Below are 26,384 nucleotides of genomic sequence, written 5' to 3'. Positions count from 1 at the left end.
GAAGGCATACATCAGGTATGTCGAGGTCCTGAAAAAACGCCGTAACGCCGTAGGGCGGACTTTTTGCGACGCCATCAAGTTTAACAAGCGATTTCCTCTCGGCCAGCCCTCCCTGAATCTCTCCTAAAAAAAAGCGAAGGCCCCCCTGATAGAGAACCTTCACTTCTTGAAGAATATCTGTTTCCGCCTGAACCCCGTCATTCCGCCCTACCTACCGGCAGCCGCATCCCTCTCCCTCGCACGAACTGCGTTTCCGAGGTCTGTACTGGAATCCCAGCAGCAGCAGAAGCGTCACTGCCGATCCGAGGGAAAGCCATCCCGGCAGACTTTCCTTTCCCTGGCCGATCACGGCCACCAGGCTGAGCCCGGCTGCGCCGTATATCGCATCGAGGAGCAGCCCGAGGAGCAGGGAGCATCCGGCAATCGCGGCGAGGTATATCGCGAGGGATCGCCGTCCCAGATAGCGGGCGACGGCGGTAATGGTTGCGCTGTTGGTGGCCGGTCCGGCCAGCAGGAAGACCAGCGCCGCACCGGGAGAAAGTCCTTTAAGAACGAGGGCGGCGGCGATGGGAGTCGAGGCCGAGGCACAGACGTAGAGGGGAATGCCCGCCACCAGCATCACCAGCATGGGGACGAATCCTCCGGAGAGATGCCGCTCGATGAAACCGTCCGGGATCAGGGCTGAGATCACCCCGGCGACACCGATGCCGATGAGCAGCCACTTACCGATATCCCCGAGCAATTCGCCAAAAGCGTAGGTCAGCCCCCCGCGAAGCCGCCCCCCCAGAGGAAGGTGCGCAGGCTTTCGCTCGGGTCCGCCACAGCATGAGGGATCGGCGCACCCGGTGGATGGAACCTGGGCGGAGTCGGAGCCGGGGAGCAAGTTTTCCAGCAAACCGGCTGTGACCGCCGTAACGAAGGCCGCCAGAGGGCGGAACAGGGTCATCAGCGGATCGAGAAGCGCATAGGTGACGGCAATGGAATCGACCCCCGTTTCCGGCGTGGAAATGAGAAAGGCGCTGGTCGCCCCTTTGCCGGCCCCCTGCTTCTTCAGGCCGATAGCCGCCGGGATCACTCCGCAGGAACATAAGGGCAGGGGAATACCGAACAGCGCCGCCTTGAATACCGAGCCGTTGCCGCTGCCTCCCAAGTGACGGACCACAAGCTCTTCCGGCAGCAGGGCCTTGACCAGACCGGCAACGAAAAAACCCAGAAGGATGAAAGGGGCGGCGTCAAGGAGGATTTCCCAGCAGGCCGAAAGAATATTCTGAAATAATGACAATAAATTCATCTTTCTTCGGCCCTCGTTTCCTGCCGTGTGCCCGTCGTCCCCGCAATGGAAGGCACCTTCAGCAAAATCCGCACCTGGGGTTCATCCAGGGCGTAGTAGACCATCTTTCCCGATTTGCGGAAACGCACCAGCCGGGCGGCCCTCAGCAGGCGCAACTGGTGGGACACCGCTGAGGGGGAGCTGTCGAGAAGGGTTGCCAGGTCGCAGACGCAGAGCTCCTCAGCGGACAAGGCGTGGAGGATGCGCAAACGGGTCGGATCGCCGAGGAGCTTGAAGCGATCGGCCTGCTCCTGCAGACGTTCTTCCGGAGGCACATGTTCCCTGGCGCGAAGAACCTTCCTCGCGTCGACGAGGGTGATTTCGCAAAGATCTCCGGCACTATCATCTGAATAGTCATTCATATGTTCAGATGATAGTACGGGCCTCAACTGCAGGTCAATGAAAAAGTGTGATGCCGATGGCGACAAAAAGGCTGCCGAAGAGGCAGCCTTTTTGTGATGGCGGAAGAAAGACGAGAGTAGACTTCCTTCATGGGTTGTTTCGGTAGGTCTAGTAGGATCCTTTTTTCTGCTCCTTCTCCATTTTATGCTCTTTCTCACCGGTCATTCCTTTTTCCTCGGTGCCTTCAAAGGCAGGAGCCTGTCCGTAATATTCGTTAATCCGACGGCTGTATTCAGCTTCGTTCATTCCTTCTTCCAGTTTCGGGGCGTTGGCCAGTTTATTCTCATCGATGGTCAAGGTCAGGGCATCCCCTTCCGGGGTAGCTTTAAAAGCCTTGAAAGGAACGGCATACCGCTCTTCACCTACTCCCCAAAGGCCGCCCTTGGATATCACCACAAAATCAACCTGGCCGTTCTGACGATTCAGCACCAGGTCCTGGACTTCGCCGATCGTCTCGCCCTGCTTATTATGGATGTCCGTGCCGATGAACCGGTTGGCGGAAACTATATTGCCGTGTTTCTCGGCAGACATCGCCTGTTTGGAACCCATTTTCTCTGAGGTGGCCTCCTTGCCGGCGGCGAGAGGGCCGCCCACGAAGACAAGGCTTGCCGTGATGGCCACAAACATCATGCCGATTCGTTTCATAATCCCTTTTCTCCTTTTCTGTTTTCCTCCTTCCGCCTGCTTATACAGATATCCCTCTTCCGGCGTTTGTCAACTCGTCACAACATTAGGATTGCACGAAGAATCAACAACTTACAAGATCGGCACATCAGCTGCGGCCATTCCCCGGGAGATCGGCATTTTCCTTTGCGGGAACCGCCCTCCCCTGCTATCCTGAGTCGTCTTTACCTACTATCCAGGAAGTGAACATGCCCCTCCGATTTATCCACACCGCCGACGTCCACCTCGGCAAGACCTACCGCACCTCCCCCGGCGAAGCCGAGCGCTACGAGGACTTCTTCATCTGTCTCGCAGGCATCGTCGCCGATGCTTTGCGAGAGTCCGTCGATTTCGTTCTGATCGCCGGCGACCTCTTCCATACCGGGCAGATCCTGCCGCGCACCTTCGCCCGAACCATCGAGACCCTTCAGCCCCTTAAGGATGCCGGAATCCCCTGCGTCGCCGTCGAAGGGAACCACGACTGGATCCACCGCCGCGACAATATCTCCTGGATGGAAGCCCTCTCGCAGATGGGATACCTCCGCCTTCTTCGCCCCTCGCGCACACCGGACGGGGGATACCGTTTCGACTCCTTCGCCCCGGAAAAGGGAGGCGGCCACACTGAAATCAAAGGACTCAACATCTACGGCATCGGCTATATCGGCGCCCAGGCCGGCAGTCACGTGGAGCGCATCTGCCAGGCGGTAACCACGGTAAACAATCTGCTTCTTTTTCACGTCGGCCTGTGGACCTATTCGCCGGTGGAGATCGGCAACATGCATCCCGCCGAAGCTCTTCCCCTGGCGGGGGTTTTCGACTACGTGGCTCTGGGACACGGACACAAACCCTACGTCACCGCGACCCCGGAAGGACGCCCCTACGCCTTCAATCCAGGTTCCCCGGAGCGGGTGAACTTCGGCGAGGAAAAGTACGATAAGGGTTATTACCTGGTCACCGTCGAGAATGGAAAATTCTCCCCTGTTTTCCGTCCGACCGACCCCCGCCCCATGCTTGCCGCAACCATCGACCTCGACGGCGCCAATGACGCGGACCAGGCGCTGGAGCGCTTCCGCACGCAGGCGGCGGAAGCCCTGGCCGGCACAGACGACGAACGCCGGCCGCTGTTCGACATCAGGCTCAAGGGCCGGGTCGGCTTCCACCCCTTCGAACTAGGCCGGGAGCGGCTGCGACGGTTGCTCGAGGAAATCGCCGCCCCACTCCACGTGGAAATCCGTAGCAGCCTCTCCCTGGTCGTCCGCGGCGGCGAGGAGGAAGCGGTCAAGAAGAGCCTGGGCGAGATCGAACGCGACGTCCTGAAGGAACTCATCGGCGCCGGCAGCGAGTACCAGGGGCGCGAGGAAGAACTGGCGCGCCTCGCCCTGAGCCTGCGCGATGCGGTGCAGAGGGGGAACGTGGACGGAGACGAGCTGCTGGCTTTGCTGGAAGGGATGGACGAATGATGCAGATCCTCTCCATCCATCTCAGGAACATCAAATCTCATCGCGACGCGGAGCTTGATTTTTCACCCGGCATCAACGTGCTCTCCGGACCGAACGGAATCGGCAAGAGCACGGTTTTCGAAGCGATCGGCTACGCCCTGTTCGGAGTCGATGCGCAGAGTTTCGTCGGCAACATCGAACGGTTCATCTCCATCGGAGCTCGGAAAGGGGAGATTTCCGTCGCCTTCCAGGTAGATGACCAGTCATGGCGCGTGACACGTACCGTCGGCGCACCGGGCAAATGGCTTCTGGCCAGGAAGACCGGAATGGGATTCGAGGTCGAGGATCACAAGGATGCCAAAGAGACCGAAGCACGGCTCAAGGAGCTCCTCGGCCTTGAAAGCAGCCGCTCGCTGGCCGAACAGTTCGAACTGGTGATCGGTCCCTTCCAGAATGACTTTCTCGGACCCTTCGTGATCCGCCAACCGGCAAAACGCCGTGACAAGTTCGATGAAATTCTCGGCATCGACACCTGGCGCAAGACCTTTTCCGAAACCAATACCCTGCTCAAAGCGATCAAAGGGAAGATCGACGTGCTGCAGGCGGAAATCGACAGCCGACAGGAACAGATCGAAGTACTGCCGGAGAAAAAAAACGAGCTGAAATCAGCCGGGGTGGAACTCGAACAGGCGCGGAAGGATTTTGCCCGGCAGCAGAAGGACCTTCGGGAAATCGAGGCCGGGCTGGCTGATCTCGACACCCGCGAGCAGGCGATCCGGAAACTTCAGGCAGAGATGGCCACCCACGGGGAACGCATCCGTAACGGCCGGGAAAAAATCGGCGCCCAGCAGGAGCGCATCGGTGAAGCCGAACAGGCGCAGCAGGTGATTGCCGCGACCGCGACCGGAAGGAACGCCTTCGAAAATGCCTCCGCACGCCTCGCCGAACTGCGCGAACAGCAGAAAAGCCAGCGCCTGCTTGAGCAGGAAGTGGCCGCCCTCGACAAACAGCTTTCCGGGCTCAAGGTCCGGCATGAGGCCGAAATCCGGACTATTGAGCAGGTTCGGGACGAACTGAGGCATGAAGAAGAGAGCCTGATTCAGCGGAAAGCCTCCCTGGCGCCGGGCGCCGAGCTTGAGGCCCTGGCCGAACGCCTCCCCGGGATCCGCGGCACTCTGGATATCCTGCGGAAACAGCTGGGCCTGCTCGAGGGAAGCCGCACCGGGATCGCGGAGGGAAGCGAAAAACTCGCCGAGGGGATCTGTCCTTTTTTCCAGGAGTCCTGCCTGAACATTACCGATCAACCGCCTCAGGACGTTTTCTCCGGCAAGCTGGCGAAGCTGGACCGGGAGCGCCGGCATCTCGGCCTCGAGCTCGATAAATTGCTGCAAGAAGAAATAGCGGCCCGGCGTGCTGATGAGCGCCTCAGGGAAATCCGGATTCAGCTGCAGGGGCTGGAGCAGGAGGCGGTGAAAATCGCCCGGCGCAGCAAGGCCAACGAAGAGAGGGGCACCGCGCTCGAGGGGTTGCGGCGGGAGCAGACAACGGTACAGATGCTGCTCGCCGAAAAGCAGTCGGCGCTGTCCTCTTTCAGCCGTCTGCAGGAGGACATCGAGGCGACGGAACAGGATCAGCGCCGGCACCAGGATGCCCGTGACCGCTACCTGGCCAACCAGAAGCATGCGGCGGAGCTGGAGCAGCGCCAGGCCGAACTGCACAAGTTCCAGCAGCTCCTCGATCAACTGCTGGAAGAATTGGCGGAACAGGAAGGCGCCCTGAAACAGGCAAGCGAATTTTACGATGCCGGCCGGCACCAGCTGCTGCGCGGACAGAAAGACGAACTGCGCGAGGCCATCGGCATTCTGCGTCAGAAGATCGATGGCCTGAGTGAAAAGGTCGTGCGGCTCACCGCCGAGATCGACAAACTCGAACGGATCGAGAAGGAAAACGAAGAGAAAAAGAACCGGGCGCGCGTTTTCGGGGAAAAGGAAGAACTCGTAAAATTCTTGCGCAACAGGGTCTTCCGAAACGTTTCAGCTTACCTCTCGGAACGTTTCCGCGAAAAGATCAGCCTGCGCGCCGACAGGATCTACCGAACCATCGCCGAGGTGGACGAAGAACTCTACTGGGGTGAGGATTATCGCATCGTCTTGCGCGACATGGTCGAGGGCGAAATTCGGGAGCGCAGCGACGACCAGCTCTCCGGCGGCCAGACGATGAGCGCAGTGGTAGCTCTGCGTCTGGCGCTGCTGCAGACGATCGGCGCCCGGGTCGCCTTCTTCGATGAGCCGACCTCCAACCTCGACGCCGCCCGCCGGGAGAACCTGGCCCGCGCCTTCCGCGCGATCGACGTCGGCCGCGAGGAAGTGACCGAACACTGGTACGATCAGCTTTTTCTGATCAGCCACGACGTCGCCTTCACCGAAATCACCGATCAGATCATCGAGCTGGGGCGGTGAATCCGCGGGGGCTGGCGGCTGGCGGCTGGGGGCTGGGGGCTGGGGGCTGGAGGACTCGGGACGCAGGCTTGCCAGGCCATAGCCGCAAGGCGACGGCTGGACTCGAAGATTATCCCGGCTTTACCTTTACAATCACGCACCGGAGAATTATATTGAACCTGTTTCCGAAATGCGGACAATAATTGAACTTTTCTCCAAGGAGTGAAAACGATGTTTAAACGCCTCTTGCCCTTTGTACTTGCCGCTTTCATTCTTCTTCCCTCCCTTTCCGGCTGCGGCTACAACCAGATCCAGAAGAACGAGGAGGCGGTGACCGCCGCCTGGGCCGATGTGGAGGCCACCTACCAGCGCCGCGCCGATCTGATCCCCAATCTGGTGGAGACAGTAAAGGCCTACGCCTCCCATGAACGGGAGACCCTGCAATCGGTCACCGAGGCTCGGGCCCGGGTGGGCCAGGTGAACGTCTCAGCCGAAGACCTGAACGATCCGGCGGCCATGCAGAAATTTCAGGCCGCCCAGGGCGAACTCTCCGGCGCCCTCTCCCGCCTGCTGGTGGTGGCCGAGCGTTATCCCGACCTCAAGGCCAACCAGAACTTCCTCGATCTGCAGCACCAGCTGGAAGGGACGGAGAACCGCATCAACGTCGCCCGCCAGCGCTACAACCAGTCGGTGCAGGTCTTCAACTCCTCCATCCGGACTTTTCCCAACAACCTGACCAACAAATTCCTCCTCCACCTCGAGCGAAAGGAACCCTTCCAGGCCGAGACCGGTGCCGAGAAGGCCCCCCAGGTGAAGTTCTAAAATGACTTTTCGCCGAATACTTATCCTGCTCGCCCTCCTGCTCCTGCCCCTGCGGGCGGCGGCCCTGGACGTTCCCGAAACCACCGGCTACATCAACGATCGGGCCGGCATCCTTTCTGCCGAAACCGAGCAGAAGCTGGAGAGCTTTCTGCGAGGATTCGAGCAGAGCGATTCCACACAGATCGTCGTCCTCACCGTCGACTCCCTGGAAGGAGAGTCGCTCGATGAGTACGCCCTTAAGGTCGCCGAGAGCTGGGGCATCGGCCAGGAGAGAACGGACAACGGCGCCCTGCTGCTCATTGCCAAAGAGGAGCGCAAGGTCCGCATCGAGGTCGGCTACGGCCTCGAGGGACGGCTGACCGACCTCCTCTCCGGCAGGATCATCGACAACGAGATCACCCCCCGCTTCAAGGCCGGAGACTTCGACGGCGGAGTCATCGCCGGGGTGGCGGCCATGGTCGAGGCGGTGCGCGGCGAGTACCAGGGGCGGCCCGCCCGAAAGAAAGAGCGCAATCCCCTGGGGCTGCTGGCCCTCCTGCTCTTTCTCGGTCCCGGCCTGATGTTCCTCGGCGGCGGCCCGCGCAGCCGGCGCTCCCGTCACTACCGACACGGCGGCTTCTGGATCGGCGGCGGAGGATTCGGCGGGGGAAGGGGCGGAGGCTTCGGCGGCGGAGGTTTTTCCGGCGGCGGAGGCGGCTTCGGCGGCGGTGGGGCATCGGGGGGATGGTAAGGGCTGTCCTTTGTCATTTGTCACTTGTCATTTGTAAAGGCATGGTTTGCAAGGTTTTCACAAGTGACAAATGACCAAGGACCAATGACGTTTATCACCAACAAGGTCCAACATGGCTAAACTTACAGCAAATACCTTCTTCACCGAAGAAGAGCGAAAGCGCATCGAAGAGGCGGTCAAAGCCGTCGAGAAGAGCACCAGCGGGGAGATTGTGCCGATGGTGGTGGACGCTTCCTACGAATACCCTAGGGCGGAGATCCTGGGGGCCGGTTTCTTCTCCCTGGCCTCCGCCGTTTTTTTGACCTGGCTCTTCGGCGGCGAGTCGATCTGGGTTTTTCTCCCCCTCTTCTTCCTGTTCTACTTCCCCTTCAAGCTGATGATCCGGCAATTTCCGGCTCTTCGGCGGCGCCTCATCCATCCGGCGGAAATCGACGTCGAGGTTGAGGAGAAAGCCCTTGTCTCCTTCCTCGAACGGGGACTGCACCGCACCCGCGACGAGACCGGCATCCTCATCCTCATCTCCCTCTTCGAGCATCGGGTCTTCGTCCTCGCCGACCGCGGCATCAACGCCATCGTTCCCGCCGATACCTGGGACGAGATCGTCCATACCGTCACCGAGGGGATCCGCAGCGGAAGGACCTGCGAAGCCCTCTGCGCCGCCATTGGACGCTGCGGTGAGCTGCTTGAACAGCACTTCCCGGTACGGACCGGCGATACGGACGAGCTGCCGAACCTGATTCTGGATTAATTCCTTCCACCACCCGTTCGCTTCGCTCACTAGGAGGGTGTCGGACTATACGGGCCGAAGCGAAAATTTGGAAGCTTGAGACCAGATTTTGGCTCGTTTGAGAGCTCATAGCCATAGCTATGGGCCGAAAAGGAGCTGAAATATGGGCCAAGCAGCCGAATTTGCAGCCGGCTCATGGATAGTCCGACAGCCTCCTAGAGACACAGAAACACAGAGAAAGCCTTATAGATTGGGGGTTCCTCCATGTCTCTGTGCCTCTGTGGTTAACGCCTTTGCTTCAGCCCCGCCTCCGCCGCCTCTCCAACCCCCTCCAGCGCATCCCTGACCTCCTCCTCCCACCAGTCGATCGGATGCCCTCCGAGATCCCTTGGGATCGCGATCGGCTCGCCAATGTCCAGCCGAACCCGGGAAAACGGGAGGGGAATTTCCATGCGGTCCCAGCGGCGGGTCAGGACGAGCCTGGGACGGGCCGCCGCCGATGCGGGGAGCAGGGTCATCCCGAGATCGGCCGCGAGGCGGATGACTCCATGCTTGACCTGATGATAGGGCCCCAGAGGCCCGTCCGGCACCAGGGCCGCCATCTTCCGCCCCGTCAGGGCTTCCCGCATCAGGTGCAGGGCCCCCTCTCCCGTATGACCAGGAATCGTCAGGCAATGATGACCGAAGTGGCGGCAGATGCCGGCAATTACTTCTCCCCGCACGGACCGGCTGGAGAAAATGCAGGCCCCCCGGTCCCGGAGAATGGTGAAGAAAGGAAGATACTTTCCGTGCCAGAAGACAACGAGTATTCGCTCCTGACTGCCCATTAGATTTTCGAGGTGTTCCAGGCCGACCGTTTCGGTTTTCCAGCTCCGGTGCAGCAGGCTCAGAACGAATGAGGCGAACGCGGCCAGCAGGGAAGAGCGCCAATGCGTCGATCGTCGACCGTAAAGATCCTCAGGGCGGGACCGACCCGGTTCGGACGTGCCGGATCGCTTCATCTCTCGTCCGTTTCCCGGAATCGCAGAGCTTCTTCCGCGGCATTGGCGAGGTTGCGCAGGATCCTGAATTCTTTTTGAAAAAAACGTCTGCTCGATGCCCAGCGGCTGGCTTCAAGGTTTTTTTCGCCGGGATGCTGCATTTTCAATCTCTGGTACAGACTCAGAAGCTTGTCCGCGCTGCGGCGCAGGGAACATTCCTCGGCGGTGCGCAGGGCGTTTGCGCGTAGGATTCTGGTCTTTTCGCCGTCCAGGCCCGCCAGCCAGCCAATGGCCGCCGCAAAAACTTCCTCGTCGGCTCTCTCCAGAATCCGCCCGTTAAACCCGTCACGGACCACCTCCCGTACACCGGGCCCGTCGACGGCTACTACCGGCGTTCCCGTTGCCATCGCTTCGGTCAACACCATCCCCTGTGTTTCGCTCTGTGAAGCAAAGACGAAGACATCCATCGCCCGATAGGCCTCGACCAGCGCCACCCCCGTCTGGACATGAAGGCGATGGAACTGGCGTGAAAGACCCTGCCCTTCAAACACAGCCTCCATCTCTTTTTCGCTGGGACCGGCGCCCACCAGCAGAAAGTTGCCTGCCGGTTCCCGTTTCAGAAACATGGCCACGGCCGCTGCGAGAAAAAGGGGGGATTTTTCGGGGGCGAGCCGGCCGATGTGGCCGACCACGAATGCTTCATGGGGAATCCCCAACCGGCTGCGGAGCCTGTTGCCGTCTCCTGGGCTGAAAAGCTCGAGGTCGACTCCGGTCGGGATGATTTCGATGGGAGTGGTCACTCCGCGCGTCACGATCAGCTCAGCCACGGACCGGCTTGGCGCGATCACCGCGTCGCACAGGTTGCCGAAACCGGTGGCCAGATCGATGGCGAAGCGGCGCAGTCGCGGCGAATCCCCCGGCAGGTAATGGGTATAGTGTTCATAGAGGGTATGGTGGGTGAACACCACCGGCAGGTTACGGGAGGCGCCGACGCGCAGGGCGGTTTCGCCCAGCAGAAAGGGATGATGCGCATGAACGATCTCGGGATCGAAGGCGTTGAGCGCCCTGGTGACCCGTCCGGGCAGAGGCGCCGGCACCGAAAAATCGCCCTCGCTGAAGTGGCGCCAGGCCGGTAGCCGAATGACGTCCTCCTCCGCTTCCGGCATCCCCTCGAAAGCGGGGGCAATCACCAGAACCCGATGTCCGCGCCGACGGAGCTCGCGGGTAAAGGCCTGAACGCTGCGCGCCACGCCGCCCAGATGCGGGGTGAAGGTGTTTGTGGTCATCACGATATTCATGGCGGTTCCGCTCGGGCCGTCAATAGAATTCTCCAGAGCGAATCATAATGCATCTGACTGTTCTCCGTATCTCCGTGTTTTTTACTCTTCAGGTCGCGCTTTTCTAATCAGATCGACCGCGGAGGTTTCCGAGCCAACCACCTTTCGGTCCGTGCCGGACAAGGCCACTTCAACCGCCTCGGGCGGATGCCGCCAGCGGGCGTTCCAGGAGACCTGAATGCCATCTTCCCCGGGGAGGATGACGACCTCGACAGGCCCGAAAGGCGTCAGCGTCGGACCGAAGGTGATGGGCTCTTCCTGCTCCAGCCATTCGGGGGGAATCCCGCCGCCGATGACCAGCCGCTCTCCTTCCTCGCGCACGAAGCAGTTGCGCAGCATCATGACCCACTCCGCCGAAGCCCAGACATGATGGCCGTCCCCCATGCATCCTCCGCCGGTTCGAGGGTGGATCGCTTCGGGCCATTGGCCGGTGGGCGAGGCCAGGTCGGCCACGGTCTTCATCAGACCGGCGGCGCGGGGATCTCCGGCGCGCAGTAGCACCTGGGCCAGATGGAGGGTCAGATAAGGATTGATTCCGGAATGGATGACATCCTGGAAAAATCCCCCTCCGACGAGTGTATTTTCATAAAGAAAATCGGCCGTATCGAGCAGGCGCGGGTCGTCCGCGGCAAAGAGCTGCAACGGATAGCCGGCGGCGAGGGAACCGATCGCTCCCGAATCGAGACGCCTGGCGGGAGCGGCAGGCATGGCCGGACGCCCGAGGCGCCGCGCCGCTTCGACCAGGCTGCGTTCGATTGCCCGCAATAGATCTTCGGCCTCCTGGCGAAACGCGGCGACGCTTTCTTCATCGCCCTTCTGCCCCAGCAGGTCCGCGGCTGCCGACAGACCCGTCACCCCCCAGAAGTCGTCCCAGTAGTAATAATCATTAGGTCCCAGATGTTCGGCGCTGAAACCCGGCGGCAGCAGTCCGTCGTAGCGCACGTCGCCCCGGTTCGGGCCCCGCTTGCGCTGCAGCCAGCGTCCCCCGCGGTGAATGGCCTTGATCCATTCGGGCTTGGGCCTGCGGCCGGTCAACCGGCAGAAGCGCTGGAGAATCCACAGCGCCTCTCCGTTGGAGTCCCATTCACCGGCCTGAGAAAAGAAAAACCCGCTGGCTTTTTGTCGTCGGGGAAAGGTATCGAGCACCCGCTCCACCCGATCGGTCAGACCGATGCAGAGCAGGGCGTGAAGGATGAAAGCGGCATCGCGGAACCAGAACCGCTTGTAGGTGTAGGGTCCCGGATAGACCTCGCCGATGGGGGCATGCAGAATCAAGGAGCGAACCGCCTCATCGTACAGTTTCTGGAAAAGAAGATCGGGAAGATGGGCCGAGGCTGCGCCGGCAAGGGCGCCCGGCCACGAGGGCCCCGAGGTGCCGGCGTGTCGGCCGGGTTTGGCCTCCAGCGGGATGCGCACCTGGAGCCGGCATTCGCCCTCCTCAAGCCTGAAGAGCGCCGCGGCGGTCGCCATTCCGACTTTGCAGCGCACCGCCCGGGATTCATCCGGTCCGAACAGGCGGGTGTGGACGTCGCCCGCGCGGTAATCGGAGAAACGCAGCCTTTCGGCAGGGGGGTCGAAATAGATATTGCGGTTGCGATCAAGGAGCCATCCACGATTCTCACTTTTGCCTTCGATGTGATGGATGAAGCTGACCCCTTCAGGGTTGTAGGGACGAAGGGAGGCGATCAGCCAACCTCTCCCGGCACAGCGAGCATCGACCCGAACCCGGCAGACGGGATGTCCGCCCTCCTCGTCCATCCAGGCACGGGTGCAGAGATCCAGGTCGGCCTGAACCGACCGGGTGACCACCGCCATCCCTTCAGCCAGGTCCAGTTTCTGTTCGACGGCCTCCATCCGGGAAGGGAACAGGGTGCGGCCGTCTTCGGTCACGATCCAGAAATCAAGGGACAGGCCGTCCTGAAAGGGAGTGAGGAGCCCTCGGGGATCGATGATCGGGATCTGCTCCTCATCAGGCAACCCGATGGCCGTCCAGTTGCGGTGGGTCAGGTTGACGTGGGTGATGGAGAAGGCGCGGGGAATGAAAGAGACGTCGTGAGGATTGTACTGGCGCTCCACCCAGTAAGGCCAGACCCAGTCCAGGTTGTGCTGGATGGCGCCGGTGTTGAGCAGGCCCCGGGCGTGGAAGATCAGACCGGCGCGTAAAAGTTCAAGGGGCTCTTTCACTTCAAGAGGCTGGCCGAAGCTCTCCAGGCGCGAAATCACCCTGACCGGGTCGATCAATCCCCGGGATTTGGCCAATCGGCTGAGCACCTGTTTCCAGGGGAACCACCTCAGAAGCATACGGGGCTCCTATGGATGGCTGGATTGCCTTACCAGCGTCTCGTTAGATTAGATTATAAGGGAATCTGCCGCGGTGGCTACTGGATAAAAAGGAATCTTGTACCTGCCTTCCGCACCCTTACGGAAACTTGAGGGACTGCGTGAGCCGTTCTTGCACCGCCGGATACTGGTGATATCGTTGAACAGGGTTGCGCGGCGGGTCGACGTCCCCTTTGAGCAGGCCCCCAAGTCCCTCCGCTCCATCTCCTTGCGGCGCATACCGGAGGTGAACCATGGAGCCATCCCCTTATCTCCCCCGTGAACTCCCCGAAAGTCTCTACTCCCTGGCCGAGCTCGCCACCGACCTGCGCTGGACCTGGAGTCACGAGAGCGACGCTCTTTGGCGGATGATGGACCCCGAGGCCTGGGAGCAGACCGGGAACCCTTACGTGGTGCTGCAAAACCTCGCCGAGGGGCGTCTCGAAGAGCTGGCCGCCGACAGCATGTTCAAAGAGCATCTTCGACGCCTGGCGGCGCTGCGCGAGGAGTATATCGGGCAGCCCGGCTGGTTCGGCGAGAGACATGGCGACAAAGGGCTGAAGGGTATTTCCTACTTCAGCCTGGAGTTCGGCCTGGGCGAGGCCCTGCCGCTTTATGCCGGGGGGCTGGGCATCCTCGCCGGGGATTATCTCAAGGCGGCCAGCGATCTCGGCGTGCCGGTCACAGCGGTGGGCCTGCTCTACCAGGAAGGCTATTTCCGCCAGGTGCTGGATGCCTTTGGCTGGCAGCAGGAGGCCTATCCCTACAACGACCCCACCACCCTCCCGGTCCTGCCGGTGGCGGCCCCTTCGGGCGCCTGGCTCAAGGTGCCGGTCGAGCTGCCGGGGCGGGCCGTGCAGTGCCGGGCCTGGCTGGCCCGGGTCGGCCGGGTAAACCTCTACCTGCTCGACACCAACGATCCCCTGAACAGTCCCTTCGACCGCGGCATCACCGGCAAGCTCTACGGCGGCGGCCAGGAGATGCGCCTGGTGCAGGAGATCGTCCTCGGGGTCGGCGGCTGGCGGCTCATCGAGGCACTCGGTCTGGATGTGCAGGTGTGCCATCTCAACGAGGGGCATGCGGCCTTCGTCACCCTTGAGCGCGCCCGTCATTGCATGCGGCGATACAATCTCGGATTCCGTGAGGCGCTATGGGCCACCCAACCCGGCAACCTCTTCACCACCCATACCCCTGTCGCCGCCGCCTTCGATACCTACCCCCGGGAGCTGGTGGGCAAATACGGCCGGGACTACGCCGAGCAGTTAGGGGTTTCCCCGGCGGAACTTGCCGAGGTGGGACACCGCGACCCCGACGACTCCGAGGAGCCGTTCAACATGGCCTACCTGGCAGCGCGCACCTGCGGAGCCATCAACGGTGTAAGCCGCCTGCACGGCGAGGTCAGCCGCCGTATCTTCCAGGTGCTCTATCCTCGCTGGCCGCAAGCCGAGGTGCCGGTCAGCCATGTCACCAACGGTGTGCATGTTCCGTCCTGGGACTCCCCCTGGGCCGACGAGGCCTGGACCCGGGCTTGTGGCAAGGAACGCTGGCGCGGTCTTCCGGAGCCGATGGCCGCGGCCATCGAGAGCCTGAGCGATAAGGAACTGTGGAGCTTCGACGCACTGGAACGCAGCGACCTGGTCCATTACGCCCGCGACCGCCTGGCCCGCCATCTCGCCCAGCGCGGCGCCGGCCCCGAGGCCGTAGCCGAAGCCCGCCTCGTGCTCGATCCCAACGTGCTGACCCTGGGGTTCGCGCGGCGATTCACCGAGTACAAGCGCCCCACCCTGCTGCTGCACGACACCGGGCGACTGCTCCGCCTGCTGACCCATCCCGAGCGGCCGGTCCAGCTCATCGTCGCCGGCAAGGCTCATCCTCAGGACGAAACCGGTAAGCGCTTCGTGCAGCAGTGGGCGCAGTTCGTGCGCCGCCCCGAAGTCCGTCGCCGCGCCGTCTTCCTGGAAGACTACGACATGGCCCTGGCCCAGCAGCTGGTGCAGGGGGTGGACGTGTGGCTCAATACCCCGCGCCGCCCCTGGGAGGCCTGCGGTACCAGCGGCATGAAGGTACTGGTCAACGGCGGGCTGAACCTGTCGGTGCTCGACGGCTGGTGGGCCGAGGCCTACGCGCCGGAGGTCGGCTGGGCCCTGGGCAACGGCCTGGAGCACGGTCCCGAGAGGGACGCGCTCGATGCGCTGGAGCTCTATCGCCTGCTGGAGGAAGAGGTGGTGCCGATGTTCTATGACCGCGACGCCGAAGGCATCCCGCAGTCCTGGGTTGCGCGCATGCGGACCAGCATGGCCCGGCTGGCGCCCCGCTTCAGTTCCAACCGCATGGTGTGCGAATACGTGGAGAAGCTCTACATTCCGGCGGCCGCGGCCTACGCCCGCCGCCTGGGGGATGGGGGCGAGACGGCCAGAGAACTGTTCGCCTGGGAAACGCTGCTGCGGCGTCGATGGCCGAGTGTCCACTGGGGCAGGAAGACGTGTCGTGAGGAGGGGGGCGCTCTGGCCTTCGAGGTGCAGGTCTATCTGGGAGAGCTGCCGCCCGACTGCGTGCAGGTGCAGCTCTACGCCGAGGCGGCCGCCTGGGACGAACCGGTGTCCGTGGAGATGGAGCGCGGCGCCGCCATCGCCGGCGCCGTCAACGGGTTTCTCTACGGCTGCACCGTTGCCGGCGACCGTCCCGCCGGCGACTACACGCCGCGCATCGTTCCTCACCATCCCCAGGCGCGGACGCCGATCGAGCTGAACCTCATCGGCTGGTGGCCGGGCGCCTGAGGGTCGCGGCCGAGGATCCCGTCAACGCTGCCAGCGTCTCGGTGAGGGAGACCGTTTTTCCCTCTTTGCCGGTAAACTGCTTGGTGGTGGAGAAGGGCTGAGTGAGAAAACGCTCCAGGAGCCGGGCGCGAAAAACGGTCTTGCGATCCGCCAGGGAGAGTTCCTCGATCCCCAGCATGGCGACAATGTCCTTGAGCTCTTCGTAGGTGGCCAGGGTGCGGCGCACCTCCTGGGCCGTGCGGTAATGCCGCTCCCCGGCGATGGCAGGATTGAGCATCTTTGGAGCCGGACTCCAACGGGTCCGGGTAGAGCCCCTCACTGGCCCTCTTTCGGGAGAGAACGACGGAGGCCGACAGGTGCGAGAAGGTGTGCACCGCCGCCGGGTCGGTGAAGTCAGTGGCGGGAACGTAGATAAGCTTTTTGGCAGGGATATTTGTAAAAATGGGCCATGAAGGTTACCCTCTGGGCGTCATCAAGGGACGTCGATACGATCGACGGCCATATCGCCCCTACACAGAAGCTGGTCGATCCCGTCCATGTTGGCAGGAACGCGAAGGGATGCTTGCCGACAGGCAGCCCTGCTTCGCGATCCGGAACGCTTCGTCAGGATGCTTTTTGTCTCTCAAGGAACGGAAAATCGCTCAAAAGATCTTTTTTGGCGCGGTGATTTTCATTCTCCTTGCCGGATGCGAATCTCCCGGGGATCGGTTGCGGGAGGCGGCGGCAGAGGGGGATACCGCAGAGGTTCTGGCGCTTCTCGACCGGGACATCGATGTCAATGAGAAACAGCGGTTTCCTCCCCGCAAGAGAGGGGAAACCGCTCTGATGCTGGCTGCGGAAAACGGACATGGACGGACGGTGAGGCTTCTTATCGCTCACGGCGCGCAAGTGAACACCCGAAACGGGTTCGGGAGCACGGCCCTGATGGCGGCCGCACAGTTCGGTCATACGGAAACCGTCGAGATTCTGTTGCAGGCCGGGGCGGAGGTCGATGCCTCGGAGCGGGACGGCGACACCGCCCTGATCGCCGCCTCCTATGCCGGGAATACGAGAATCGTGCAGCTTCTCCTCGCTGCCGGCGCCGACGTGAACAGGCAGGACAGACAGGGCTGGACGGCCTTGATGCTTGCTGCCTCGGAGGGACGCATCCAGGTCGTCCGCGAACTGCTGTCGACGGGAGCCGACCCCGATATGAGGAATCAGGAAGGCACGACAGCCCTGATTTCTGCCGTCTCAAGAGGAAATCTCCCCATCGCGGTGGCTCTTCTGGAAGCAGGAGCCGATCCCGATGTGAAAGACCGAAATGGCCAATCCCCCTTGATTCATGCCATCATTGAAGGACACGGCCGTATCGTGGAAGCCCTCCTCGATCAGGGGGTGGAGATAGACGCCCGAGATGACCGATCCGGCACCACCGCGTTGATGTATGCCGCTGAATTCGGGCGCCTCGGTCTGGTTAAACTTCTCCTGGACCGGGGAGCCGATGTGAACGTGAAGAACAGGTGGGGTTTAACGCCTTTGCTCTATGCGGTCACCGCCCCGCACCCCGATCCTCAAGTGGTGCAGGCTTTGCTTGACGGCGGAGCTGATCCCCACGTCCGGGACGCCAAGGCGGATTCGGCCCTTGCCCTGGCGAAACGGGCCGGCCAGGTGGAGATCGTCAAGATGCTGGAAAAAGCAGGTGCGGTGGAATGAGTTGCGAGATGGAGTTCGTCTTCGCTGAGCGGATCGAGGTTGTCCCGGCCGCCGCTTTTCCCGTGATGGGAGAACGCCTGAGGAGCAGGAAGGCGACTTAGCCGCCCTTGCCCTGGAGTGCGGCGGCGATCAGTTTTTTGAGTCTGGCGGAGTCGGCCCGGGCCATCGGCCGGCCGGTGATGCTGCTCTTGGGTGCACGTCGACGCTCCTCCGGGGGATAAATCGTGCATTCCACCTCGGTGCCGTCCTCTTCAAGATAGAGGTGGGGATAATCGTAAAACTCCCCACCATGCCGGATCGTCACGACTTCTTCAGTGAAAGGAATCTCCTGTGCCCGCAAGAAGTCTTCGACCTCTTCCGGGGAATCGGCGAAGAGGTGCAGGTCGATGTCGCTGCGCTCCGTCACAGAACCGGACAAGACCGAGCCGACCAGCAGGGGCTGGAAAGGGGCGAGCAGCTCCAGCCAGCGCAGCGCCGCCAGGCGCAGCCTGAGCAGGCGCTCCGGCGCGGCCCCTTCCTCAAAGAGGACAATGAGCCGTGCCACTTCGGCATGGATCTCGGCGTTGGAGGGGAGGTGCGAACCGAGGCTGAGCGCCTTCTCCGGGCCGAAGCGCCGCGCCGCCTTGCGCTTCGCGTCGCGGTATTCCTTCACCCCATCCTCATACATCAGGCGGGCCGCCTCGCGGGCTATGAGGGTCCGTATCTGATCGGCGTGGGTCATGGAAGGAGTATAGCAGAACCAGAAAACTCTTGATCTCCGGAGCATCCGCAAACCGGAAGGGCCCGTATCGGTGGACTTGAAATCCCTTTGACAAACAAGGATAAGCGATTAAATTAAACACAGAAAGAAGGAAGTCGGTGCCGGGAACGTCTGAAGGTATCGGACACGGACTGACTCGCAACAGAATTCAGGGAGGCTAAATTGGCACAAGGTACAGTCAAATGGTTCAATGATGCTAAAGGGTTTGGTTTTATCGAGCAGGACGACGGACCGGACGTTTTTGTTCACTTTTCGGCGATCGCCAGCGAAGGCTTCAAGTCCCTCGCCGAGGGAGATCGAGTCAGTTTTGACGTCGTCAAGGGACCGAAGGGACCTCAGGCCGAAAACGTGCGGAAGATTTAGAGAACGGTAGATCACTTTGATGCCGCTGGCAAAGAAGATATCTGTCACCGCCTGACCGGTACACTGGTGCCGGTTTCCTGCCACTTTTGACATCTTAGCCCCGACGCGTGATCTCGCTCATCAGTTCGAGCTGGACCTGCTGGATCTCCACCAGGCGTTCCCATTGTCGCGACAGCAGGTGGTCGATCTTCTCATTCAGGTGCCGTATTTCCAGCTCAGCTTTGAGGTTGACGCGGTAGTCGTTCTCCGAGCGCAGGCGGTCCCTGGCCTCCTGGCGGTTCTGGCTCATCATGATGATCGGCGCCTGGATGGCGGCCAGGCACGACAAAATCAGGTTGAGCAGGATAAAGGGATAAGGGTCAAAGGGGCGCCTCAGCAGAACGAAGGAGTTAACGGCGACCCACAGCAGCAGGAATCCGGCGAAGGTGAGGATGAAAGACCAACTGCCGCCGATGTCGGCAATGCGGTCCGCCAGGCGCTCGCCGAAGGTGAGCTTGCGTTCGAACTGCGCATCGATGTTGCTCGACAGGGTCTCCTGCCTCATCATGCTGTCGAGGACCTCCTGCTCCAGGGCAGTCAGTTCTCCCTTTTCCGCCTCCAGCAGAGACTGGATGTGCCGACCACGATAGCGATTCAAGTCCTCCCGGCAGATGAAGTCTTCGGAGGACCAGTTCGGATGATCCCGGCGGATCTCCTCGGCGATCGGCTCTCTGATCAGTGCGGCAGCGACTAGCTTCACCTTCCCTTTGTTCCTGCCGCAGATCCGGCAGACGGCGGTTTGGTTTTTCGTCTCTTCCAATTCTCACCTCCCAAAGTTAACGGCTGGCACATTGCCACGAAGCAACATCTCCCCGCCCACACAGCCGTTTTCGCAGATAATCCAGTCCGAAGATTAATGGGATGCCGACCCAGGCCAGAAAATAGATGTTCAACGAGAAACGGTTTGCGCCCGGGGCGGGCCCGGGTGCCGCAGATGACAAAACTCTCGGTCCCTGCGGGAATGGCGGTGAGCATGGTAGAAAGGATATTCCGGCCCGGAGGAAGGATTTGGGGAACAAGTTCGACACCCTCCTCGCGGCACTCCCGTTCGAGGTGCTCGATCTTGCGCTCCAGAAGTCCGGCAGGGATGGTGCCGTCCCTGACGTGAATCAACGTCAGGGCCCGATCGGCGGCGTGGGAGGCGAACCGGATGGCATAGCGGGCGATCCAGTCGCCGTTGAGGGAACCGTCGTAAGCAAGGTAGAGCATCCGTCCCCCCTGGCCGAAAACCGGCAGATCGTGCTGCAGAAGCTATTAATTATAACCAATATCAGGATTTCGGCATTTTACCGGATCAATACTCACGACCTCCTTACCGACGATCCGGGCCATAACCTATCTCCCTGTTATACTTGAACTTGAGCGTTTTCGTCGCAGCCCGAATTTTATCTACCCGGTAATGCTATGACCACTTCCATCTACAGGGGTCGGCTTCTCCCCTCCGCCTTCGCTGTTCTCCTTCTGGTGCTCGGCGCCTGCGACCAACGGGAGGAAAGGCTCTACCAGGGGTACGTCGAGGGGGATTTCGTTTACGTATCCACTCCGCTTTCCGGAGAGCTGACGATGCTGGACGTCGAACGCGGCAGAAGGGTACGGGCCGGTGAACCGCTTTTCTCCCTGGAGAAGGATTTCGAACAGGCTGCAGCGTTTGAGGCTGCAGCTGAAGTGCGGCGCGCCGAGCAGATCCTGGCGGACCTGAAAAAGGGAAGCCGTCCCACGGAGCTGGCGGCCCTCCGCGCCAACCTGCAGAGCGCCGTCGAGCGGCGTTCACTCTCACGTGCCGAGTTCCTGCGGCGAGATGCGCTTTTCAAAGAGCGTCACATTTCTAAGGAGGAATTCGAGGAGGCGCGCACCGCCTGGCGGCGCGACCGGGCCGAGGTCGAAAGGATCGAAAACGAACTCGCCACCGCCCGCCTCGGCGGACGGGAAGATGCTGTGGAAGCCGCGGCAGCCGCCGCCGCAGCGGCACGGCACGGGCTGGAGCAGGCGCGATGGAGACTGAGCAGGAAGAGCCGCTCCGCGCCCTCGGATGGGCTGGTCTTCGATACCTTTTACGAGGTGGGGGAGCAGGTGCCGGAAGGCAGGCCGGTGGTGAGCCTGCTGCCGCCGGAGAACATCAAAATCCGCTTCTTCGTCCCCGAGCCGGTGGTCGGCACTCTTTCGCTCGGACGGAGGGTGCGGGTTTTCTTCGACGGGGCGAAACGCGACCACACCGCCACGATCCGCTTCATCTCCCCCGAGGCTGAGTACACCCCGCCGGTGATCTTCAGCCGACAGACTCGGGCCAAGCTGGTCTTCCTGGTCGAGGCCTACCCCGACAAGGGGGAGGCCTCCACCTTTCATCCCGGCCAGCCGGTCGACGTGCGTATCGAGGGACCCGTTGAGTGACCCGCCCCCGGCCATAATTGCAGAGGATCTGACCAAGTCATTCGGCCACAAAGTGGTGGTCAACAAGGTATCGCTCCAGGTGGGGCGGGGGGAGATCTTCGGCTTTCTGGGACCCAACGGCAGCGGCAAGACCACCTTTATCCGGATGCTTTGCGGGCTGCTGCGCCCCGACGGCGGCCGCGGCAGCTGCCTGGGCTACGACATCGTCGCCGAGTCCGATCGGATACGCCCCCACATCGGCTACATGGCTCAGCGTTTCAGCCTCTACGAGGATCTGAGCGTGCGCGAGAATCTCGAGTTCATGGCGCGCATCTATCAGGTAAAACAAAGGAGACAGGCGGTGGAGAGGATTCTCGATCGCATGGGGCTCGAGCGCTTCGCCGACCAGCTCGCCGGCACCCTCTCGGGGGGATGGAAGCAGCGCCTGGCCCTCTCCGCCTGCCTGCTGCACTCACCGCGGGTGCTGCTCCTCGACGAGCCCACAGCCGGGGTCGACCCCAAGGCCCGGCGGGACTTCTGGGACGACGTCTACTCTCTCTCCGCCGAGGGGATCACCTCCCTGATCAGCACCCACTACATGGATGAAGCCGAGCGCTGCCACCGGCTGGCCTATCTGGCTTATGGCGATCTGCTCACGGCCGGCACCGCCCACGAGGTGATCGCCCGCGAGGGTCTGACCACCTGGTCCGTTTCGGGGAAAAGGATGCACGTGCTGGCGGCGGAGCTGAAGGGGAAGGAGGGGGTGGAACAGGTCGTCCCCTTCGGCAATACCTTGCACGTGAGCGGCCACGATGCCGAAGGGCTGGAGCGAGCCATCGCGCCCTTCCGCAAGGAGGGCTACGAATGGGTGCGTACGGAGGCCAACCTGGAGGAGACCTTCATCAGCCTGATGCGCGAGAGGCGCGGGGAGGAGGAGCGATGAGCACCCGACGGTTCAGCTTCGAGCGCTTCGCCGCGGTGGTCGGCAAAGAGTTCGTGCAGATGCGCCGTGACCGGTTGACCTTGGCCATGATGATTGGAATTCCGATCATGCAGATGGTCCTCTTCGGATTCGCCATCAACTCCGATCCCAAGTACCTGCCCACGGCGGTCCTGTCCGCAGACCAGAGCGTCTTTTCCCGCACCCTGGTCGCCGCGATGCAGAACAGCGATTACTTCAGGATCGTGCGGATGCCCGAAAGCGAAGCGCAGGCCCAGGAGCTGATCGCCCGCGGGGAGGTGCAGTTCGTGGTCGACATCCCCTGGGACTTCTCCCGCCGGCTGCTGCGCGGCGAGCGTCCGGCGGTGCTGCTCACCGCCGACGCCACGGACCCTTCGGCCACCAGCAATGCGGTTTCGGCCTTCCGGATACTGGCCGAGTCGGCCCTGGCCCGCGACCTCGATGGCCCGCTCGCTCACCTGCGGCGCGAGAGGGCTTCCCTGGAGGTGATCGTGCACCCGCGCTACAATCCGGAGGGAATCACCCAGTACAACATCGTGCCGGGACTGATGGGGGTGGTGTTGACCATGACGCTGGTGATCATCACGTCGCTTGCCATCACCCGTGAGCATGAGCGCGGCACCATGGAGAACCTGCTCTCCACCCCGGTGCGGCCGCTGGAGGTGATGGTCGGAAAGATCATCCCCTTCATCCTCGTCGGCTATGTGCAGATGACGGTGATCCTGCTGGCGGCGCGCTACCTCTTCCAGGTGCCGCTCACCGGCAGTCTGCCGCTGTTGCTGCTCGCCTCCCTCCCCTTCATCGCCGCGAATCTCGGCGTCGGGATCACCTTCTCGACCCTGGCGCGCAACCAGCTGCAGGCGATGCAGATGGCGTTCTTCTTCTTTCTTCCCTCGATCCTGCTCTCGGGGTTCATGTTCCCCTTCCGCGGCATGCCCAATTGGGCTCAGCTCGCCGGGGAGGTGCTGCCCCTCACCCATTACCTGCGGATCGTGCGCGGCATTCTGCTCAAGGGAAACGGGCTGGGCGAGATCGCCCCCGAGCTCTGGCCCATAGCCCTGTTCCTGATCGCCTCTCTCTCCATCGGCCTGAAGCGCTACCGGCGCACTCTCGAGTAAATTCTTTTTACCACCCGTTCGCTTCGCTCAAGAGACACGGAGTCACAGAGAAAAGCACTAAAAATAAACACCTTCTCTGTGCCTCTGTGGTTCATGATTCAACGATTCAGTTAAAATTCGCTCCTGACCTCTTCGAAGAAATCCCGGTTCCGGTTCTTCGTCCAGTTCTTCATAAGGAGGGTGTAATTGCGCGTGGCGCGCAGCTCCAGCTCCAACTGCTTCTGGGCCAGAAGGAAAGACTGTGATCCGGCTCCGTGGAAGCGTTTGAGCGTCGGGTAGATGCGGGAGTAATTGGAAACGATTGGGAGGGTCGCTTTCTTGCGGCAGGCAGCGAGGAAGGCACGCCCCTTCTCGCTGGATCCGAGAAGGTGCAGGTAGAGGGGGCCGGCTTCGAGGAAGGCCTGCATGTCGTCCCGGCTCACGTCGTTGTAGACGTACATGAGCAGGCGCTGGATGCGGGTGCGGGTAAAGTGGCGGGACTTAACGGCGTCGACCAGTGCCTCCCAGGAGCCGCTCTCCGCAGCCGCTTCCGGAAGTCGGTTTTCGATGCCGTCCTCGACCTGATAGATTTTCTGAAGAGCCTCTCGGCCGCGGAAGATGGCTGCAAGAAGGAGGAGATGCACGCGACCGCTGTCACTGACGCGCCTCTCGTCAATGGCCCGGTGCAGGTGGGGACGGCATTTATCCGGCATGTACGGCATCGGGTCCTTCCCCGCGGCCAGCATGGCCCGTATTCCGGTGGCGCTGGCGATTTCCCCGCTCGCCTGCCGGTCGTGGTATCCGGCGCCGGTGCGGGGGATGGTCAGGGGGACGATGGGGCTGGCCGTCCGGCGCAGGGCCTTGAGGTATTCAATCCCCAGAATGTTGTTTGGGGTTTCGAGCGCAGCGGCAATCTCCTCATCTATTCCGGCCACGCTCCGGGCGCGGGCTGCGGGATAGTTCACCCCCTCACGGAGCAACCCGGCGGTGCGTCCGGCCACCTCCCCTCCCCTCTCCAGGAGCAGGTCCGCGCAGCGCTGCAGCGGCTCGAGCTCCCCCGCCTCGCTGCCGAAGCACAGGGCATCGACGGCGCCCAGGGCATTCAGCGCCTGCACGGCCCCCAAGGCGAAGTAAGGAGCGCTGTTGCAGGCCCAGGGGAAGGGAAGCTCCACCACCACGTCCACCCCCGCCGCCAGGGCCATCTCCGCCCGCACCCACTTGTCGGCCAGCGCAGGCTCGCCGCGCTGCAGAAAATGCCCGCTCATCACCGCCACCGCCACCTCGGCATCGGCGGCTTTCTTGCTCTCCCGCAGGTGGTGGAGGTGGCCGTTGTGGAAGGGGTTGTATTCGGTGATCAGGCCTACGGTTCGCATGGGCAAAGTCCAAATCCTTTCACGCGGATAAAATCTGATCAGGGCTGACAAAATCGGATCAAACATGGACCAAATGTTTTTGCCTAAAAATCCGAAGTTATCAGATTTGATCCGCGTGCAGTAAGATTTAAGTCTTTTACAGAACTACAGGCAATCTCTCCCCCACCCGGTTCTCCTCCGGTGACACCACGCTCCTGTACGCCAGGATCTCCACCCCCTGCCGGGAGACCTCGCGCAGAAGGCGGCCGTACTCGGGGTCGATAGCGTCGGCGGGGGAAAATGCGGTGGCCTCGCCACGCTGCACCAGGAAGAAGATCACCGCGCGGCACCCTTCCCGCCTGCCGCGGCAGAGCTCGCGAAGGTGTTTCTGCCCCCGGACGGTGACGGCGTCGGGGAAACAGGCGACGCCGGGCGCGTCGCAGAGGGTGACGTTTTTCACCTCGACCAGGACCCGCTCCCCTTCCCTCTCCAGCTGGAAATCGAGGCGGCTGTCGTTGTACCGGTACTCGGGAGTGACCGCGTAACCGGCCAGCTCGGGAATCCACCCTTTCCTGAGGGCCTCCTCGACCACCCGGTTGGTGCGGTGGGTGTGGGTGTCGACCCAGTGTCCGTCGACCCTGATCAGCTCCAGGGTGTATCTGAGTTTGCGGGCCGGGTTGTCGCTCTCGGAAATCAGCACCCGGTGCCCGGGGACGGCGCACTGCTTCATGCTGCCCGTATTGGGGGTGTGGGCGGTGACCAGGGCGCCGTCTTCGAGCGCCACGTCGGCGAGAAAGCGCTGGTAGCGGCGCACCAGGGTTCCTTCGATCAGGGGTGAGGGGAGCTTCACCCGGCGATCTCCGCCATCTCCCGCTCGGAGAGGCCGAGGAGGTAAAGAATGGAGTCGAGGCTCTGCTGGCTGATGTGGGTGTCGGCCTGCTCGCGCACCCGGGCCTTGGCGTTGAAGGCGATCCCCAGCCCGGCCTTGCCGAGCATCGGCAGGTCGTTGGCGCCGTCGCCGATGGCGATCACTTGATCGAGGGTGATTCCCTCCTGGCGGGCGATCTCCTCGAGCAGATGCGCCTTGCGCGCCCCGTCGACGATCGGCCCGACCAGCCCGCCTGTCACCGTGCCGTCGACGATCTCCAACTGGTTGGCATAGGCGTAGTCGAGGTCGAGATCCTCCTTGAGGCGGTCGGTGAAGAACTTGAACCCTCCGGAGATGACGGCCGTGCGGAAGCCAAGGCGCTTGAGGATGCGCACCAGGTTCCGGGCTCCGGGGGTGAGGGGAATGTTGCTGTAGACCTCCTGCAGGGCCGTGGCCTTGAGCCCCTTGAGCAGGGCGACCCGCTCGCGCAGGGAGCCGGAGAAGTCGAGTTCCCCGTTCATCGCCCGCTCGGTGATCTCCGCCACCTTCTCCCCCACCCCGGCGATGCGGGCCAGTTCGTCGATCACCTCGATCTGCACCAGGGTCGAGTCCATATCCATCACCACCAGGCGCTTGGCCCGCCGGTAGAGGCTCTCCTTCTGCACGGCGATGTCGATCCCAAGGCTGGCCCCGGCTCGCAGGAGCCTGCGGGTCATTCCCCGGACGTCGAGCGATTCGGGGGCGGTGATAAGAAGCTCGACACAGCGCAGCTGCCCCTGTGTCAGTTTGGATATCCGCTCGATGTTGACCGCGTGGTCGGCGAGGATGCGCGACACTCGGGCCAGGGCGGCGGCGCTCACCTCCCCTCCCATGATGGTGACTACGTAAGTATTTTGAGCTGTCTTGCGCCGGTACTCG

The 26,384-nt window shown here is 62.2% G+C and carries 23 protein-coding genes and 1 pseudogene; 12 read left to right on the top strand and 12 right to left on the bottom strand.

Translation table 11 applies throughout. The features are described from left to right. Positions 1-211 precede the first annotated feature (211 nt). The 3 genes from DTF_RS23710 to DTF_RS25635 form a co-directional block, all read right to left on the bottom strand. Positions 212-1,291: an SO_0444 family Cu/Zn efflux transporter gene (locus tag DTF_RS23710; RefSeq protein ID WP_035057113.1), complete on the bottom strand. Its 1,080-nt coding sequence runs from the start codon at positions 1,289-1,291 to the stop codon at positions 212-214. After that, positions 1,288-1,692 carry a metalloregulator ArsR/SmtB family transcription factor gene (locus DTF_RS23705; protein ID WP_051361322.1) on the bottom strand — a complete coding sequence of 135 codons (405 nt, stop codon included), beginning with the start codon at positions 1,690-1,692 and terminating at the stop codon, positions 1,288-1,290. The genes DTF_RS23710 and DTF_RS23705 overlap by 4 nt, the downstream gene beginning before the upstream one ends. A 148-nt stretch (positions 1,693-1,840) precedes the next feature. Next, positions 1,841-2,377 carry a PRC-barrel domain-containing protein gene (locus DTF_RS25635; RefSeq protein WP_051361321.1) on the bottom strand — a complete coding sequence of 179 codons (537 nt, stop codon included), beginning with the start codon at positions 2,375-2,377 and terminating at the stop codon, positions 1,841-1,843. Between the two features lie 227 nt (positions 2,378-2,604). Between DTF_RS25635 and DTF_RS0114410 the strand changes: the two genes are divergently transcribed. The 5 genes from DTF_RS0114410 (at position 2,605) to DTF_RS0114390 (ending at position 8,572) form a co-directional block, all read left to right on the top strand. Continuing rightward, entirely contained in the window at positions 2,605-3,855 is a 1,251-nt protein-coding gene (locus DTF_RS0114410; RefSeq protein ID WP_027715882.1) for an exonuclease SbcCD subunit D, read from the top strand. Then, positions 3,852-6,293: an AAA family ATPase gene (locus tag DTF_RS0114405; protein ID WP_226989354.1), complete on the top strand. Its 2,442-nt coding sequence runs from the start codon at positions 3,852-3,854 to the stop codon at positions 6,291-6,293. Before DTF_RS0114410 ends, DTF_RS0114405 begins: the two co-directional genes overlap by 4 nt. 210 nt (positions 6,294-6,503) lie before the next feature. Further along, positions 6,504-7,094 carry a LemA family protein gene (locus DTF_RS0114400; protein ID WP_027715880.1) on the top strand — a complete coding sequence of 197 codons (591 nt, stop codon included), beginning with the start codon at positions 6,504-6,506 and terminating at the stop codon, positions 7,092-7,094. Position 7,095: 1 nt separating this feature from the next. Then, positions 7,096-7,824 carry a YgcG family protein gene (locus DTF_RS0114395; protein ID WP_027715879.1) on the top strand — a complete coding sequence of 243 codons (729 nt, stop codon included), beginning with the start codon at positions 7,096-7,098 and terminating at the stop codon, positions 7,822-7,824. A 112-nt stretch (positions 7,825-7,936) separates the two neighbouring features. Continuing rightward, a complete protein-coding gene (locus DTF_RS0114390; protein WP_027715878.1) occupies positions 7,937-8,572 on the top strand; it encodes a TPM domain-containing protein in 636 nt (211 codons plus the stop codon). A gap of 263 nt (positions 8,573-8,835) precedes the next feature. Here DTF_RS0114390 and DTF_RS25630 read toward each other — a convergent pair whose 3' ends face one another. From DTF_RS25630 to DTF_RS23690, 3 genes are all read right to left on the bottom strand, one after another. Next, positions 8,836-9,552 carry a lysophospholipid acyltransferase family protein gene (locus DTF_RS25630; protein ID WP_027715877.1) on the bottom strand — a complete coding sequence of 239 codons (717 nt, stop codon included), beginning with the start codon at positions 9,550-9,552 and terminating at the stop codon, positions 8,836-8,838. Continuing rightward, positions 9,549-10,829, bottom strand: a complete 1,281-nt coding sequence (locus tag DTF_RS0114380; protein ID WP_027715876.1) for a glycosyltransferase — start codon at positions 10,827-10,829, stop codon at positions 9,549-9,551. The genes DTF_RS25630 and DTF_RS0114380 overlap by 4 nt, the downstream gene beginning before the upstream one ends. Before the next feature lie 81 nt (positions 10,830-10,910). Continuing rightward, complete coding sequence (locus tag DTF_RS23690; RefSeq protein ID WP_035057108.1) at positions 10,911-13,169, bottom strand: hypothetical protein; 2,259 nt, start codon at positions 13,167-13,169, stop codon at positions 10,911-10,913. A 272-nt stretch (positions 13,170-13,441) separates the two neighbouring features. On the opposite strand from DTF_RS23690, the gene glgP reads away from it, so the two are divergent. After that, positions 13,442-15,964: an alpha-glucan family phosphorylase gene (glgP, locus tag DTF_RS0114365; protein ID WP_027715875.1), complete on the top strand. Its 2,523-nt coding sequence runs from the start codon at positions 13,442-13,444 to the stop codon at positions 15,962-15,964. A gap of 31 nt (positions 15,965-15,995) precedes the next feature. On the opposite strand, the pseudogene DTF_RS27810 reads toward glgP, so the two are convergent. Beyond that, a pseudogene (locus tag DTF_RS27810) lies at positions 15,996-16,377 on the bottom strand (F0F1 ATP synthase subunit beta); the annotation flags it as partial. Between the two features lie 202 nt (positions 16,378-16,579). Between DTF_RS27810 and DTF_RS23685 the strand changes: the two are divergent. Then, a complete protein-coding gene (locus DTF_RS23685; RefSeq protein ID WP_162148649.1) occupies positions 16,580-17,659 on the top strand; it encodes an ankyrin repeat domain-containing protein in 1,080 nt (359 codons plus the stop codon). A 97-nt stretch (positions 17,660-17,756) separates the two neighbouring features. Here DTF_RS23685 and DTF_RS0114345 read toward each other — a convergent pair whose 3' ends face one another. Then, positions 17,757-18,380, bottom strand: coding sequence for a nucleotidyltransferase domain-containing protein (locus DTF_RS0114345; protein ID WP_027715873.1), 624 nt, complete (start codon positions 18,378-18,380; stop codon positions 17,757-17,759). A 201-nt stretch (positions 18,381-18,581) separates the two neighbouring features. Between DTF_RS0114345 and DTF_RS0114340 the strand changes: the two genes are divergently transcribed. After that, positions 18,582-18,782 carry a cold-shock protein gene (locus tag DTF_RS0114340; protein ID WP_027715872.1) on the top strand — a complete coding sequence of 67 codons (201 nt, stop codon included), beginning with the start codon at positions 18,582-18,584 and terminating at the stop codon, positions 18,780-18,782. Between the two features lie 94 nt (positions 18,783-18,876). Here DTF_RS0114340 and DTF_RS0114335 read toward each other — a convergent pair whose 3' ends face one another. Next, on the bottom strand, positions 18,877-19,581 hold the full coding sequence (locus tag DTF_RS0114335) for a DUF1003 domain-containing protein (RefSeq protein ID WP_027715871.1): 705 nt from the start codon (positions 19,579-19,581) through the stop codon (positions 18,877-18,879). Positions 19,582-19,706: 125 nt separating this feature from the next. Between DTF_RS0114335 and DTF_RS0114330 the strand changes: the two genes are divergently transcribed. The 4 genes from DTF_RS0114330 to DTF_RS0114315 are packed head-to-tail and all read left to right on the top strand — an operon-like array spanning position 19,707 to position 23,267. Then, positions 19,707-20,177 (top strand): hypothetical protein, encoded by a 471-nt coding sequence (locus DTF_RS0114330; RefSeq protein ID WP_027715870.1) that lies wholly within the window; start codon positions 19,707-19,709, stop codon positions 20,175-20,177. A gap of 48 nt (positions 20,178-20,225) precedes the next feature. Further along, positions 20,226-21,209: an HlyD family secretion protein gene (locus DTF_RS0114325; RefSeq protein WP_027715869.1), complete on the top strand. Its 984-nt coding sequence runs from the start codon at positions 20,226-20,228 to the stop codon at positions 21,207-21,209. Further along, positions 21,202-22,131, top strand: coding sequence for an ABC transporter ATP-binding protein (locus DTF_RS0114320; RefSeq protein ID WP_051361319.1), 930 nt, complete (start codon positions 21,202-21,204; stop codon positions 22,129-22,131). The genes DTF_RS0114325 and DTF_RS0114320 overlap by 8 nt, the downstream gene beginning before the upstream one ends. Next, positions 22,128-23,267 carry an ABC transporter permease gene (locus DTF_RS0114315; RefSeq protein ID WP_027715867.1) on the top strand — a complete coding sequence of 380 codons (1,140 nt, stop codon included), beginning with the start codon at positions 22,128-22,130 and terminating at the stop codon, positions 23,265-23,267. The genes DTF_RS0114320 and DTF_RS0114315 overlap by 4 nt, the downstream gene beginning before the upstream one ends. A gap of 110 nt (positions 23,268-23,377) precedes the next feature. On the opposite strand, the gene DTF_RS0114310 is transcribed toward DTF_RS0114315, so the two are convergent. The 3 genes from DTF_RS0114310 to serB all read right to left on the bottom strand — a co-directional run. Further along, on the bottom strand, positions 23,378-24,619 hold the full coding sequence (locus DTF_RS0114310; RefSeq protein ID WP_027715866.1) for a nucleotidyltransferase: 1,242 nt from the start codon (positions 24,617-24,619) through the stop codon (positions 23,378-23,380). A gap of 136 nt (positions 24,620-24,755) precedes the next feature. Beyond that, complete coding sequence (gene sfsA, locus DTF_RS0114305; protein WP_027715865.1) at positions 24,756-25,448, bottom strand: DNA/RNA nuclease SfsA; 693 nt, start codon at positions 25,446-25,448, stop codon at positions 24,756-24,758. After that, the coding region (serB, locus tag DTF_RS23680) for a phosphoserine phosphatase SerB (RefSeq protein WP_226989353.1) at positions 25,445-26,384 on the bottom strand (940 nt) is incomplete at its 5' end. The genes sfsA and serB, both read right to left, overlap by 4 nt.

This window comes from Desulfuromonas sp. TF, assembly GCF_000472285.1.
Lineage (GTDB): Bacteria > Desulfobacterota > Desulfuromonadia > Desulfuromonadales > ATBO01 > ATBO01.
This window is presented reverse-complemented; position numbering and strand designations above follow the sequence as displayed.